Origin of the sequence: Microvirga sp. Mcv34, assembly GCF_024519725.1 — a bacterium.
In the GTDB taxonomy this organism is placed as follows: domain Bacteria; phylum Pseudomonadota; class Alphaproteobacteria; order Rhizobiales; family Beijerinckiaceae; genus Microvirga.
The window spans coordinates 1-13,082 of the sequence record NZ_JALJRK010000024.1 but is presented as its reverse complement, the minus strand read 5'-3'; the positions used below and the strand labels follow the sequence as shown (position 1 = coordinate 13,082).

The following is a 13,082-nucleotide window of genomic DNA, read 5'->3' as shown; positions in this document are numbered from 1 at the left end:
TATCGGAGGAACTGCTGACCCAGATCCTCCGAAGGTTTTCCTGATCAGGATCACTACCCGAAATGCCCCAGAGTTGCATTGACGAGTGCAGGGGCGTTGGCGGCATAGAGCCCGACCTGGCCCAGCCGCATCGGGTTGAGCTCGACGATCCCGACTTCTCCGTTGATCATGGCGACATCCAGAACGAAGCTGCCTCCGAGCTGGTCGACCGCCTCTGACGCGAAGGCGAGATATTGGTCGAGCCGGAGGTTGGACATAGCCGGTCCGCCTACCTTGGTATCTCCGCGATGCTCGATCATCGCAGGGTCATAGAGGGCGGTGTTGTCTAACGGCGTCTTCCACGGGATGCATCCGGCTCCCGTCACTACCTGTCCGTCGACCACGAAGAGGCGGTATTCATACGTCATCTCGACGAGTTCCTGCACCAACAGGCAGGCTTCCTCGTCAATGAAGGAGTAGACCAGGGCATCCAAGGCTTGCCAGAGCGAGGTGCCGACGGGAACCTGCTTGGTGAAATACTTGTCCCGGGTAGCCTTCACGAAGGCATCCTTGCCCTCCAGGTGGAGCCGCTGGACCTCGGCGTCGGCTTGATCGAGGTCGCAGAGCTTGATGGACCGGCCCGCGAGTTCGAGGAAGCCCGGCATCGACCAGTACGGCAGGGACTTTTCGTTCGGGCCTGGGTACTTCAGGCCGTCCTGGAAAAGATCACTGCGATGACCGGCCCGCCCGAAGATATGGGTGACGCCCTCCGGGACCTTCCCCACATCGTCATAGGCCTTGATCTGCGATCCGGCACGATCCTTGAGAGCCTTCCAGAGGATCGCGTTTTCAAGCCGCTCCTCAGGGTCCATGCCGCGATCCAGGACGAAGGCGTAGGGAGGGACAGGCTCGAGGCTGGCGGCAAGAACCGCCATGCCGATCGAGGCGAGCCGGGGCGTGACCAGGATTTCAGGCAGATTGTCCATTCCCAACTCCTACAGGGGATTTCAGCGATAGAGTTTCCGCCGGTCCTATGACCTTGGACTTAATCGGCTCTCGCGGAGAACCGCTCCAAGGCGGTGATGCGCCGAATGGGAAGATCGATCGGGCGCATGTAGATGTGCGACTGCAGGAAAGTGATCTCGTCATTGAGCTTCTCCTGCGGGACGTCGATCCACCACGCCTTGGGTGACCCGTCGGATCCATCTGACCACCGGTAGGAGCGGGCCTTCAGAAGCTCCTTCCGCTCATAGGGAGTGTTGGGGGCCTTGATCCGGCAAGTGATGGCCCTGGAGGCCTCCAGAAGATACGAAATCGGCGACCGGCCGGACTTCGGCAGCGGCAGCTTGAGGATTTGAAGAGCGGCCAAGCAATCCTCTGCAGCCCGGTGCGCGTCGAAAAAGAAGCCACTCTTCATGCCGATGTAGCTGAGTGTGAGGCTCTCGAAGCCCTCTTCCTTCCAGGGAATCTCATGAAGCGAGCAAACCCACGGTTTCGTTGCGAAGACAGGGGTGAGCTTTTCAAGCCACCGGCGATCGAACGCTGCCTTGTGGGCGGCGCAGATCTCGGCCGCGGCGACGAAGCCGACCACGGCGTCAATATCGATGGCCTTTCCTTCGACCATCGCGTCATCGATCCCTGTTAGGGCGGTGATAGCAGGCGGGATCGGCTGCGACGGCTGTTGGAGCTGTTGAAAAGGCTGGAAGATCTCAATGATCTGCCCGTCATCAGTGAACGTGAATGGAACCATGGCGAGCTCGATGATGTCGCCAGTCCTTGGATCGAGGGAGGTGGTCTCAACGTCGACGTAAAGGCCGATGCGGTGTCCGGCCGGCAGGGACTGAGGATCCGGCATCGGGCGGAACGCCTGAGGATCTGTGGGCAGTTGGCGGAGAACGCGGTAACGGCCGGTAGCTTCCAGCGCGTCAGCCATTTCATCGAGATGCATTATCGAGCTTTCATGTTGCAAATGGTCGGATCGGCGAATGTCAGAGGCCAGAAGCGCAGCCTTGGTCAGGCTCATCCTCATCGCTGTCCTCATTGATCCCGCATTCCTTCACCTGGTCCCAAAGGAGCATGGTGGCGCGAGGTCTCCCGTCGGTGTTTCGCCCTTGGGAGGTGTCGCCCTTCTTGAGGAGGCGGCAGTACCCGTCCGCTTGATCCGGCCAGTCGAGACGGGTTTTCCAATAAGGGCAGCGTACAGTTTGAACCCGGGCTGACCCGTCCGAGGGGTGGGTAACGCCAGCGATCCGATAGCAGTACGGCCCCTGCGGAATCATCGCTGCGGCGCGATTGAGGCGACGGTCATATCGAGATTGCCGCGCTTGAGCGACAGAGGCTGAGACGGGCATGCGGCCCCTCCTGCTATTGGACGTAGATGGTGACGTCGATTGGGGACTGGCCAAAGACCTCATCGATGATGGCCCTGATCGTCGGCCAGTCGCCGCCGGAAAGTCCGGCTCCAATACGGGGGAGGGCCAAGGAAGTGGGGCGAGTGAGTTCGTCCGGCTGCCGAGGGTCGAGGGCGATGCCTGCCAGCATCTGGTTGCGGGCCAATGTCAATGAGGATCGCACGGCGTCATACTCGACGCGGCGGCGGTCGGTGCCGACTTCTAACTGGATGAACAGGTTGGCGATCGCCGCCAAATTCGGGCGAAGCCGTCGGCGGAGCCCCACGTCGGTCACACCGACGAACTGAACGGTCCCGAGCAGAGAAGGAGCAACAGATGTGTTCGGGCGCGCGCCACGAATGGTCGGCACCGAGCTATGGAGCTGCTTGAACTCACGTTTGACGTGCGGCCAAGTGTTGGCGATGGCCTCGGCAAAGCCCTTACCCATTGCACCGATGCAGTTGGTGCCGTGACCGATGACCATGGCTTCCGTCTGAAGGGCGTTGCCGCGAATTTCTCGAATCATCGAAGTTCCTGGGGTTTTCCAAAAGATCGAATTCGATCCCTTGCCCTGATCCCCGATTTAGCAACTCGTCTGCAAGCAATTTAATTCGGAATAATGAATGCCCAAATTCCGGTTCAGGCCCATTTCTCGGCTTTGGAGCTTGCGTTTCCAGAGGTCTTCCATGCCGATGATGTTCTCGACCGTGCTGGCAGAGCCTGCGACTTCTAGAATGGAAACCTGGTAGTCGCTGGGGTCTCGGCTCCGGAGGGCGACGTTGCCGCCGTGGCCGCCGTGGACGTAGGCAAGCCAGCGGCCGTAGAACCCACCCTCGCCATAGGCCGCGCCGACATATTGCTCCTTGGTCTTGGGACAAGTCAGGAGATAAACCCCGCGTGAGTTCGAAAGGGTAGTCCGCCAGGAGAGCGGGAGTCCTTCGAGCGTCGATAGGGGTGAGAGGAAGCGGCCGAACCCGGGAAACTCAGGCTCTTGGAATGCCGCCCGGATTTCAAGAACGGTTTTATTCTGATTGTCGGCCCGCTGGATCCAGGCGCGTTCTGAGGCGCCCCAATCAATCACGAGGCGGCCGGCGAGGTCGTTGAGTTGCTCCTCCAGAGCGAGATCGTAGATGTCGCAGGTGCCGGCAAGATCGATCCCGTCAGCATGGGGCCAAACTCGGTCCTCCGTGGATGGTCCTAGATAGCGGCATCGGTAAAAACCGGCGAGGAGCGTTTCCCCGGCCGGAGTGACCACGAAGGATGCCCAATAGCGTGCCTGCAGCTTCGGTTTGTTCCCGAAGCTCTGCGTGCCCTGGTACAACTCGAAGGCAGGCCTATCGTCCCTCCATAGCTCGTACGGCGTCCGGCCTCTGGCCGAGCGAGGGTCTTTATGCCTCAGAAGACGAACATCTGAGGGCGGGATACCGGCTTGGGCGAAGAGTGTATTTAGGTAAAGCGGCATCGATCGCTGGGCTGTTTGCCTAATCGGAGACCAGGCGTTCTATGAACTTTGTAGCGCACATGCCTTAAGCGGCGGTTATCCGCTAGGGTTCATAGCCGCGGCTGATCCGGCTCGCCGAGTTCTTGATCGATGAGGCAAAGACCCATTGCATGACGTCTTCCTCATTGTCATGCGGTTCGTGATCGGACTGGTTTACGAACCGCGCTCTCATGCCGATGTCGTCATCCCTGAGGATGCCTAGGGCATTGTCCCAGCGAAGGTTCTTTTTTACTTGTGCATTCCGGGCCTGCTCCATCAGGTCTGGGCTGTACGTATCCGATTCCGGAGTCGGAATATGTGAAAGCTCGCTGAGCTTGATGTGGCGTCTCATGACGGTCTGTCCTGTATGCTGATTGCGTATTGGCATGGCTGAGGATCCCCTGCAGACAAAAGAAAACCCGCCGAGAGGGCGGGTTTCTGTAGAATCCGGGTGCTGCCAATCCTATGTGCCAGTCCGAGCGACCGGAGACGACTGTTGTTGAAGCTTTTGCCGTTCGAATGCTTGATTGAAAATCTCCTGCCACTGCATGAGCAATTGCTTGTCATTGGTCAGGAGATGCCAATGAGGCTCGCGAATGTCGGCGACATCAATGAACAGGCCACTGTTCTTGTAGGCCTCATATTTTCGAGCGTTATTGGCCATCCCGTCCACGATCCCGCCGAAGAGAATCTGGGAATATCCAGGAATCTCCCACCAGACATTGCGGATCTTTGCGTAAGGGACCTCCTGGATACGGTTATGAGGCCTCTGTAAGAAGATCGCGTTCTGCGAGGCCGCTAGCAGCTTCCCGTCGTCGCCACGGACATAAAAACTAATCGGAGCATCGGAGTAGCGCTCAACGGATTCCAGAACTGAGTCTTCTGCGATATATTTTGCCTGCTTCTGCCCAAGAATCGCAAAGAGCACACAAAGTACAGCGCCAAAGAATGCTGTGCCCATGACCAAGTCGTTGCCCGATCCAGCGCCTACCATACCACCAATCATTATTGCGGCGACCGCAACTACCGCGCATATGCCAGCGAGAATACGAGTGACATTGATCTTTTTCTTGACCTGCGGATGAGGGAGCGAGTGAATCTTGATTGCCGACATTCTAATTCTCGATGACGTGCGGAATATAATGGGAGAAACAGCTATCGCAGAACTAACCAAGCCGGGTTAAGGATCTATCGCACTTTTCCAGAGGTTAATTGAGCATCCGTATTGGGCGATAATTTTTCCCGGAGAAGTGCGCAGGAAGTTCAGAAAAGGTTGCCTTGAGCCGGCGCGTCGACGCGGCGGGCTTCGGCCTGCCAGACCGCGAGCATCTCATCTGAAATGCCTGGAAGGTGGGAGACTAGATCTGGCTCCACGGAAGCGAGGCGCTTGGCTCGAATGTCCTCGTAGAACAGATCGCACCCGGAGAAGCTCCGTCCGGTCTCGCGGGAGGCAACATGCGTTGTGCCGGACCCTGAGAACGGATCGATTACCAGATCCCCTGGCATGGAATAGACGAGGACCGCCCGACGGGCGAGTTCCAGGGGGAACTGAGCGGGATGGCCGGTCCGTTCAGGATGATTGTGACCGACATTACCGATATCGTCCCAAACGTTCGACGGCCAAGCACCTAAAGGGTGGCTCGAAAGTTTGCCTTTGCGGGCCCCTTTAAATGCTCGCTTGCCTGGTCCCTTTTGAGGCTTTCGGGCCGGGGTCGGGTTAAACACAGGGTTCGGACCCTTCGAGAAGACGAGAGCGGTTTCATGACGCTCTGCGAGTCTGCCCCTCGGCGTCAGCCCATGTGGCTGAGTCCAAATGACTCGCGACTGAAACGTAAGACCGGTCTTCTTAAGCGGTTCGAACAGGAGGGCATCGAGCGGGGCAAGACCTCCCGTCTCATCGCGGGTCGATCCGACCTGAAGGAAGAGAGTGCCGCCGTTCCTCAGGATGCGGGCGCATTCCGAGATGACCTGCATCGTCCAGCCCATGAAATAGACGAAGGCCATCTGATCCGCTGAGGTGCCATCACCGTATCGGCGCCCGATATTATAAGGAATGCTAGTCACGACTAGCTGGGCGCACCCATCTGGCAGGGAGTCTAGATAATCCAGAACGTCGGCCTTCGCGGTCGTTTCTATTAGAGCAGCAAGGCTCTCGAGCTGGCGGGCTTTGCGTTCCGCAGCCCGCTCCCGGATGCGGGCCTCCGTTTTGCGAGCGCCGTGCTTGAGTGCCAGGCCATAAATCCTGCCACGGCTCCACCCTGATGCCGCTCGTATCTCGTCATAGGTCATGACCGGCAGGGCTTGGAGGATGTCGGCCTCGGTCACCAGAACGGGCGAATGAGCGTTCACAGGGTTCTCCAGCGATGGATTGAATTTACAAGCTGCAGGGCGAGTCAGGCGACGCCGATCGCAAAGGAGACCTTGCCGTCGATTGCGAACACTTGAGCGGTTGCAACAGGCTCCAAGGTGTCGGCTCTGACGAACGTGTCGAACTTGTGTGGGTTGTACCGGATCTGCACTGCATCAGGATGATTGCGCACGGCTTCGACGTCCTGATCGCGCACATGCCCGCGGGCGTACGCATGGACGTTTCGAACGGTCTCCTCGCGGGTGCGTCGCAGACCGGCTTGGCTCACTTCGAAGCGAACGTCCCGGAGTACGACCTGCTTTGGCTTGGCGACCACCTTTCCTTTGTTCTCGCCGGTCATGGCCTTAAGGGAGCTGCAGCGTCGATGAAGATCGCAATAGGCGCGGACTTCACCAGTGGGGAGGTCGGTTGAGGCATCCATGGGGCTCTCGCTAGGGATGGCGGCCGACGGCTGAACAATCCGGACTTTTAGCCCGAAATAATGGAACCGGATTGTAGATGGGGGCCGTTTAGTGGAGAAAGGGCCTCCGCGATGGCGGCGGCCTGAAATACAACGAGACGAAACGATGAATTCTAAGCGCCTATTCCTGGCTTCGCTCCTCGGCCTGGCCGTTACACCGGCTTCTGCGCTGACATTACGCTGCGAATTGATCAGCAATCCCATAGAGGCTGAACGCATGGGCTCGGTCACCCGGTTCGTGATCGATGAGGCTGCCCACGAGGTTCATATGTACTCGCGGTTCATGCCGAGTGAGCCTGAATGGAGCTTCCGGACCAAAAAAGGCGATGTCTTCGATCCAAAGGGCGATAGCTTCTTGGTGAGAACGGACGCCACTGGTGTATTCGGAGCAGGAGTGAGAGCGGGATTTCCGCACGCCTTCTACTACAACACGGATACAAAGAATCTTACCTGGACCTACATCTGGAAGGACAAAGTCACTATGATGCAATGGTTCTGCCAGGCCTGAGCTTAGCGACTTACCGAACCTGAAGGATCGCGTGGTTGGTCTTGCGAAGCGCCTCTAAGGCCATCTCTTGGTGAGGAAATAGCTTCGAAGCTTCGGCCTTTCTCAGGTCCTCCTGTGCAAAGGCGAACTCGTCGACCAGCTTCGAACGGTCTAGGCCAACGAACTCCCAGCACTGGCGCGCAGTGGGCATGATGTTGCCGCAAATCCGCTTGATCTGACCGAGGAGGCCGGATTGCTCACGGGCGAAGCCATATTCCGCCTCCGGGTACTGCCTGGCCATCTGCCGAACAGCGTCCAGGATCTCAGAACGCGCTTTCTGTCGATCAAGCATCGGTAGCATCTCCGTTGATGATCGGGCGCTCGGCCCGGAGATTTGCAATAATTTCGGCGAAGTCGATGTCCTTTGATTTGCAAAGGGCCATCAGGTCGAAGAGCAGAAACTGAACCTGGGCGTCAGGCTTGCCTGCCACGTCCTTGGCAAAGGCAATTTGGGCCTGCTGCAGTAACACATCGAAATGTGATCCCTGGGCTTCACACAGGTCCATGAGGGACAGGACCAGGTGCCAGGTCTGGATACCCATGTCGCCGACCATTCCGGCCGTTCGTTCGTAGGTATCGATGGCAAGTTCAGCGCGTGTTGTTCCGGCGAGTGCCTCAAGAACAGCTTCGGCTGAATGGATCGACTGCGGACTGATCATGGGAGGGTCCCTTTCGACGGATGAGTTGGTCAGTCAGCAAGGAGGCCGATAAGCGCAACTAGCGCCACAGACCCGGCAGCGCAGGCTGGGATGAACATTAGGAGCGCGAGGAGGAACTTGGTTTCCTCACGCGTTATCACTTTCCCTTCGGTCATTGGCCGAAAAGCTCCTTCTTGCGGGTATCGAGCCGGTCGTTGGCGAAAGCCATCGCTGCAGTCCTGTTGGGACGCTCTTCTGCAGGACAGGTGTCGACCTTGAGGAACTGGGCGATCTTTATCCTGGCCTTCCGGAGATCGGCGATGCTGTCGAGCGGGGTGTCCGAGAGGTATCGGCGAACCTGGTTCACGTACGGATTCGTTTCGTCGGGTACCGTCTCCCGGAGGGTGACCCGATTGAAGCCCCGCCGAAGGTCAATTCTGATCCTTACTGGGATCAGATCATTGCGGCTGATCTCGATCTCAGCAACGCCGTCGCGATGAAACCGGATGGTCGAGGGCACCAAGAACTTGTTCTTGAGTGATCCTTCCTGGACGAGGCGGTAAATCTCCATCCGATCCGAGATCTGGCGGGATCGCCGGTCGATCATGAGGAGCAGACCCGCTCTCTTCTCAACGAGGGGCGGCTCGACCGTGATCTCGGCGAGTGACACAAACCTCTGGAAGGAGGAACTCGCAAGAGTCCCCAGGCGCTTCTGAACAGGGCTCGGCCGCAGCCGGTCCGCTACGAAGTAGTACGCTGCCGGCAGGGCTGTCAGGAGCATGAAGACGAAAGCAAGCGAGGTGTCGAAGATCAGGTCGACAAAGGCGAACACGAGAAATGCCACAACGGCGGCCAGCACGGGCGCGGCATCGAGTTTAGCCTTCAGAGATTGAAGCGAGCGGGATCGTGCCCAGACCAGAGCCTGGGATGCATACGTCGTCATGACTGTCCTTGGGCGTGAGGTTAGCGGGATTTCAGGTGGTCGAGGGCAGCCTGGGCGGCGTCTCTGAGATCAGCGGGTGAGCCTGTCGCCAGTGCCCGTTCGAGCTGCGCGATGATCTGTTCCTCGGGCGACTTCACCGGAAACTGGATCTTCGGCGGCGAGGGTCGCTTTTGTTCGTCCGCGCCATTCCAATCCGGCTCCAGGACGGTGCCGCGGCCAGCATTGACCGCCAGTTGATCGGCCATCTCATTGTATTGGTTGCCATTATGGCCGCGGACCCACTGCCATTTGATCTGCTGCTTAGACGCGAGGCGGTCGAGCTCCTGCCAGAGATCCTGGTTTTCGACCGGCTTCTTCTGGGCGTTGCGCCAGTTGTTGCGCTTCCAATTGACGATCCATTCCGTGATGCCCTTGATCACATACTGGCTGTCGGCATGGATGGTGAAGCTGCACTCCTCCGCCTTGAAATGATCGAGCAGCGCGATGGCGGCCGAAAGTTCCATCTTGTTGTTCGTGGTCTGCGAGCCGCCAAAACCGGAGAGGGAATGGGCATTGCCGTGCCTATCCAGGATGACGACGCCGAAGCCGCCAGGGCCAGGATTTCCAGAGCAGGCACCATCGATATAGGCCTGAACGACCAGGCGGCCGGCAGCATCACGCAGAAAATGATTATCGAACATGCGGGAGATCTCGGATTGGAAATGGGTGCGAAGCAATCCGGGGCCGCCGGAGCGGCCCCTGGTGCCGAGGCTAGTGCCAGCGCGAGGCGAGGCTGGCAACTGTCGTCTCGCCCGGATCAAAGGCGATTTCAGCGGTCATCTTCCGAGCCTTCCCTGCGGAGGCGAAGCCGAGGACGAGCGTCGCCCGGTTTTCGCTGGAAATGAGATTGAGGCTCATCGACTTGAGAGCGCCGTGGGTCGGCTCATACATGCGGCGGTAACGGTCGCGCAGTTGGGCGACGGTGCCATACCGGGAGTTCGTGTCGATCGCGATCATGTACTCTACTCTCGTGTTGGATCAGCTACTCCCGCTTGGCTGCTTTGTCCTGAGCATCCTTCGGGGGTTTTTCCTGATCTTTTGAACCGATTTCGAGGCCATCAAAGAAGAAAGAGAACAACAGATTAGGAGGATTTCTCCGACCGATTTGAACGTCTTACGGGGTTTAGAATAGACGCCATTTTTCGCCCTGAGACTGGTCCGTTGCCCGCCAATCCAAAAGCACAGCAGATCCCGACTAGAACACGAACGCCACTGGAACACGCCAATAGCCTTGCTCTACCCGACCAATCCTTCCAGAGCCGCGCTTGAAAAATCAACGATGCGGCTTGGAATAGAGCCAATTGGAAGATAAACGCCTTCCCGGGGTTTAACTGCCCCGCCATTTTAGCTGCCGAACTGGTCCGTTGACCGCAAGTCCAAGAACACAGCAGATCCCGGATAGAACACAAACGCTAATGGAAGATCCCAATAGCCTTTTGCTCCAACCAGAGCATCCTTTTGAAGGTGGTCCTATCTGAACCACGCCCCTATACCCTCCGGACTGCTTAGAACCCGAAGCGAGTATCTCTATGAACACCCCTGAAGTCGCCACCCCATCGACGAGTAACGATCTTCTTCAGATGACGGCAGATGTCGTGACTGCCTATGTGGCGAACAATTCCCTGATCCGGCAGGATATTCCGACCCTGATTGAGAACGTGCACAAGGCGTTCGCCAAGATCCAGAGCGGCCCTGAGGAGATCAAGACGGCAGAGCCTCTGCAGCCTCGGGTGCCGATCAAAAAGACAATCACGCCGGACTATTTGATCAGCCTGGAGGATGGCCGCCAGTATCGGACCCTGAAGCGGCACCTGAGGGGTGTGGGCCTGACACCGGAGGAATACCGGGCCAAGTGGGGCCTGCCTCACGACTATCCGATGGTCGCACCGAACTATTCTCAGCAACGCTCTCAGATGGCGAAGACCATGGGCCTCGGCGCCCAGGGGAAGAAGCCCGCAAAGAAGGCTGGCCGTCGCTCCGCTGCTGCGCAGGGATAAGAACCTGGTCAGGTCCAGCGTTTGGCATGGCCAGCGCGGACGAGGAGGCGGCCTAAATCAGAGCCGTCGATTGCGATACGGGCGAGGGTTCGCCCGTATCGATCCTTGCCCCTCCTGCGGATGGTGCAGAACGAGCCCGTTCAATTGTATCCCGAAGGAACTCAGTCGCGGCAACAGCCTTGTTGAGCTCCCTGCGGGAGCGGGGGCGCCGGAGTTCGGGCGCGTTCACGTTCTGGAGCCGGACCTTTTCCGCGACGGATCGATCCGGCCCGAGAATCCAGACGGTGTCGCCGTCGATCACGCAGAGGTTTCGTGGATTGATGGTCTGCTTTGCGGAGTACCGGATCCAGACCCAGAACAGGCAGGCGAACAGAAGAGCGAGTGCAGCCGGGCCAGCAAGGTTCATGGAACTCCTCAGGCGATTGCTTGCGTGGAGAGGGATGAGGCGGGGCGGGCTAGGGCCCGTTTGATCCGCTCGAGGTGGCGGACCGCCAGCGCAGCATCCAAATGGCGGATCCCGGTGTAGACGCGGCCGCTCGTGTATCCGGCAGCCTCGGCTGCGAGCTTGCGCCGCTCCTCCTTGCGGACCTTTCGTGGATCGATGGTCCGGATGAGGGAGACCGGCCCGAAGCCCTGCCCACGGCGGGCGAGGGTGTCGTGAAGGCATTTCTCGCCGCTCGGCGTAATCACCATACAGGTGACGCGCTTCCGGCCGCCGGCGGGCTGCCTGGTGCGGCGCAGGTGTCCGAGTTTCAGAAGATCCTCGACATACGAAGTGACGGCGTAGGCCCATTTGATCTGAACGGCAAAGCCAGCCTCGCCGCGGGAGGCCGCAAGGCGGAGATAAGCGGTGCGTATGGCCAAGCCCTTATGCTTGTCAGCGGACATCGGACGCTCCTGAGATTTCGGGGATTGATCGAAAACGATCTCAAGAACGGCTGCCCCACAGGAAACAGGTGGAAATCCGGGGCGGGGAGTACAAAAGAAGAACAGGAAATGCTATTACGGTGGTGACCCTGAGAGCATCCAGGCGTGGGAACCACGATGGACATCACCCTTGATCCAGTGATTGCCGATCGGAGATCGGAGAAAGCTGCACGCAGCGAGGTGTTCAACGAGCGCAAAGTGATACATTGTGACATGGACGCATTCTTCGCCAGCGTAGAGCAGCGAGACAATCCGGAACTGCGGGGCAAGCCTGTCGCCGTAGGCGGATCTAGAGAGCGGGGCGTCGTGGCGGCTGCTAGCTATGAGGCTCGTCGCTTTGGTGTCCATTCCGCAATGCCGTCGGTAACGGCGCGCCGGAAGTGCCCCGATCTGATCTTCGTGAAGCCACGCTTTGACGTCTACAAGCAGGTGTCGCTGCAGATCCGCGAGATTTTCCAAGAGTATACGCCCCTGGTGGAGCCTCTCTCGCTGGATGAGGCATATCTCGATGTCACCGAGAACCTGAAGGGCATTCCCTATGCGACCCAAGTTGCGAGGGAGATCAGGGCTAAGATCTTCCAAGAGACGGGCCTGACCGCCTCTGTCGGGGTCAGCTACATGAAATTTCTTGCGAAAATGGCCTCAGACCAGCGCAAGCCCAACGGTATGTTCGTCATCACGCCCGAGATGGGGCCGGCATTTATGGAGCAGCTCCCGATCCAGAAATTTCATGGGATCGGGCCTGCGACGGCTGCGAAGTTCAACAGGCTCGGCATTTTCACGGGACTCGACCTGAAGGCGCGGTCGCTGGAGTTTCTGCAGGAGCGGTTCGGCAAGGCTGGGAGCTACTATTACTGGCTTGCCAGAGGGGTCGACCATCGTCCGGTGCGCCCGGACCGGATCCGGAAGTCCGTTGGAGCCGAGAACACATTCTCGAGCGATCTGACTGAGTTGGAAGCTATGAGGACAGCGCTTCAGCCGATCATCGACAAGGTCTGGCGCCATTGCGATCAGACTGGGGTGAGGGGCCGCTCGGTGACGCTCAAGGTTAAGTATGCGGACTTCCACCAGATAACCCGTAGCCGAACCCTGCCAGGAATGGTGAAGGGCAGGGCGGAGCTTGAGGCCACCTCATTCGATCTGCTGTCCGGGTTGATCCCCTTCCCGAAGGCGGTTCGTCTCTTGGGGGTGTCCTTGTCCGCCCTCAATACGGATGAGGAATCTGAGACCCCACAGCTATCCCTCGCGCTCTGAATTAGCCGATCGTATTCACCTGAGCTTGTTGCAGTGACCTGATTTGCGATTTGGACGAGC

General features: G+C 58.6%; 19 protein-coding genes. 3 read left to right on the top strand and 16 right to left on the bottom strand.

Annotated features, from left to right (window positions below; genetic code table 11):
* Positions 1 to 53: 53 nt before the first annotated feature.
* The 8 genes from OC446_RS14195 to OC446_RS14160 form a co-directional block, all read right to left on the bottom strand.
* Positions 54 to 965 (bottom strand): ATP-grasp domain-containing protein, encoded by a 912-nt coding sequence (locus OC446_RS14195; protein ID WP_262029679.1) that lies wholly within the window; start codon positions 963 to 965, stop codon positions 54 to 56.
* A 59-nt stretch (positions 966 to 1,024) separates the two neighbouring features.
* Positions 1,025 to 1,912, bottom strand: a complete 888-nt coding sequence (locus tag OC446_RS14190; protein ID WP_262029773.1) for a 3'-5' exonuclease — start codon at positions 1,910 to 1,912, stop codon at positions 1,025 to 1,027.
* Positions 1,913 to 2,343: 431 nt separating this feature from the next.
* Positions 2,344 to 2,895, bottom strand: coding sequence for a hypothetical protein (locus OC446_RS14185; RefSeq protein ID WP_262029678.1), 552 nt, complete (start codon positions 2,893 to 2,895; stop codon positions 2,344 to 2,346).
* A gap of 57 nt (positions 2,896 to 2,952) precedes the next feature.
* On the bottom strand, positions 2,953 to 3,690 hold the full coding sequence (locus OC446_RS14180) for a GIY-YIG nuclease family protein (protein ID WP_262029677.1): 738 nt from the start codon (positions 3,688 to 3,690) through the stop codon (positions 2,953 to 2,955).
* A gap of 223 nt (positions 3,691 to 3,913) precedes the next feature.
* Entirely contained in the window at positions 3,914 to 4,201 is a 288-nt protein-coding gene (locus OC446_RS14175; protein WP_262029676.1) for a hypothetical protein, read from the bottom strand.
* Between the two features lie 111 nt (positions 4,202 to 4,312).
* Positions 4,313 to 4,963, bottom strand: a complete 651-nt coding sequence (locus OC446_RS14170) for a DUF4755 domain-containing protein (protein WP_262029675.1) — start codon at positions 4,961 to 4,963, stop codon at positions 4,313 to 4,315.
* 149 nt (positions 4,964 to 5,112) lie between these two features.
* Positions 5,113 to 6,198, bottom strand: a complete 1,086-nt coding sequence (locus tag OC446_RS14165; RefSeq protein WP_262029674.1) for a DNA-methyltransferase — start codon at positions 6,196 to 6,198, stop codon at positions 5,113 to 5,115.
* A gap of 44 nt (positions 6,199 to 6,242) precedes the next feature.
* On the bottom strand, positions 6,243 to 6,638 hold the full coding sequence (locus tag OC446_RS14160; RefSeq protein WP_262029673.1) for a hypothetical protein: 396 nt from the start codon (positions 6,636 to 6,638) through the stop codon (positions 6,243 to 6,245).
* Between the two features lie 145 nt (positions 6,639 to 6,783).
* On the opposite strand from OC446_RS14160, the gene OC446_RS14155 reads away from it, so the two are divergent.
* Positions 6,784 to 7,185 (top strand): hypothetical protein, encoded by a 402-nt coding sequence (locus tag OC446_RS14155; protein WP_262029672.1) that lies wholly within the window; start codon positions 6,784 to 6,786, stop codon positions 7,183 to 7,185.
* 10 nt (positions 7,186 to 7,195) lie between these two features.
* On the opposite strand, the gene OC446_RS14150 is transcribed toward OC446_RS14155, so the two are convergent.
* The 5 genes from OC446_RS14150 to OC446_RS14130 all read right to left on the bottom strand — a co-directional run bounded on the left by OC446_RS14150 (position 7,196) and on the right by OC446_RS14130 (position 9,801).
* Positions 7,196 to 7,516: a hypothetical protein gene (locus OC446_RS14150; RefSeq protein WP_262029671.1), complete on the bottom strand. Its 321-nt coding sequence runs from the start codon at positions 7,514 to 7,516 to the stop codon at positions 7,196 to 7,198.
* Positions 7,509 to 7,883 carry a hypothetical protein gene (locus OC446_RS14145; RefSeq protein WP_262029670.1) on the bottom strand — a complete coding sequence of 125 codons (375 nt, stop codon included), beginning with the start codon at positions 7,881 to 7,883 and terminating at the stop codon, positions 7,509 to 7,511. The genes OC446_RS14150 and OC446_RS14145 overlap by 8 nt, the downstream gene beginning before the upstream one ends.
* 151 nt (positions 7,884 to 8,034) lie before the next feature.
* Complete coding sequence (locus tag OC446_RS14140) at positions 8,035 to 8,805, bottom strand: hypothetical protein (protein ID WP_262029669.1); 771 nt, start codon at positions 8,803 to 8,805, stop codon at positions 8,035 to 8,037.
* Between the two features lie 20 nt (positions 8,806 to 8,825).
* On the bottom strand, positions 8,826 to 9,485 hold the full coding sequence (rnhA, locus tag OC446_RS14135) for a ribonuclease HI (RefSeq protein ID WP_315986506.1): 660 nt from the start codon (positions 9,483 to 9,485) through the stop codon (positions 8,826 to 8,828).
* A 70-nt stretch (positions 9,486 to 9,555) separates the two neighbouring features.
* Positions 9,556 to 9,801, bottom strand: coding sequence for a hypothetical protein (locus OC446_RS14130; RefSeq protein ID WP_262029668.1), 246 nt, complete (start codon positions 9,799 to 9,801; stop codon positions 9,556 to 9,558).
* A 623-nt stretch (positions 9,802 to 10,424) separates the two neighbouring features.
* On the opposite strand from OC446_RS14130, the gene OC446_RS14125 reads away from it, so the two are divergent.
* Positions 10,425 to 10,841, top strand: a complete 417-nt coding sequence (locus tag OC446_RS14125; protein ID WP_262029667.1) for a MucR family transcriptional regulator — start codon at positions 10,425 to 10,427, stop codon at positions 10,839 to 10,841.
* 8 nt (positions 10,842 to 10,849) lie between these two features.
* Here the strand turns inward: OC446_RS14125 and OC446_RS31050 are convergent, their stop codons facing one another.
* Genes OC446_RS31050 through OC446_RS14115 form a run of 3 tightly spaced genes read right to left on the bottom strand, consistent with a single transcriptional unit; the run spans position 10,850 to position 11,729 of the window.
* Positions 10,850 to 10,918, bottom strand: a complete 69-nt coding sequence (locus OC446_RS31050; RefSeq protein ID WP_410055075.1) for a hypothetical protein — start codon at positions 10,916 to 10,918, stop codon at positions 10,850 to 10,852.
* The gene (locus OC446_RS14120) at positions 10,894 to 11,247 is read right to left on the bottom strand and encodes a thermonuclease family protein (RefSeq protein ID WP_262029666.1); all 354 of its coding nucleotides are present in this window, start codon (positions 11,245 to 11,247) and stop codon (positions 10,894 to 10,896) included. Before OC446_RS14120 ends, OC446_RS31050 begins: the two co-directional genes overlap by 25 nt.
* A gap of 8 nt (positions 11,248 to 11,255) precedes the next feature.
* The gene (locus tag OC446_RS14115; protein ID WP_262029665.1) at positions 11,256 to 11,729 is read right to left on the bottom strand and encodes a hypothetical protein; all 474 of its coding nucleotides are present in this window, start codon (positions 11,727 to 11,729) and stop codon (positions 11,256 to 11,258) included.
* 156 nt (positions 11,730 to 11,885) lie between these two features.
* Between OC446_RS14115 and dinB the strand changes: the two genes are divergently transcribed.
* Positions 11,886 to 13,022 carry a DNA polymerase IV gene (gene dinB, locus OC446_RS14110; RefSeq protein WP_262029664.1) on the top strand — a complete coding sequence of 379 codons (1,137 nt, stop codon included), beginning with the start codon at positions 11,886 to 11,888 and terminating at the stop codon, positions 13,020 to 13,022.
* Positions 13,023 to 13,082: the final 60 nt, after the last annotated feature.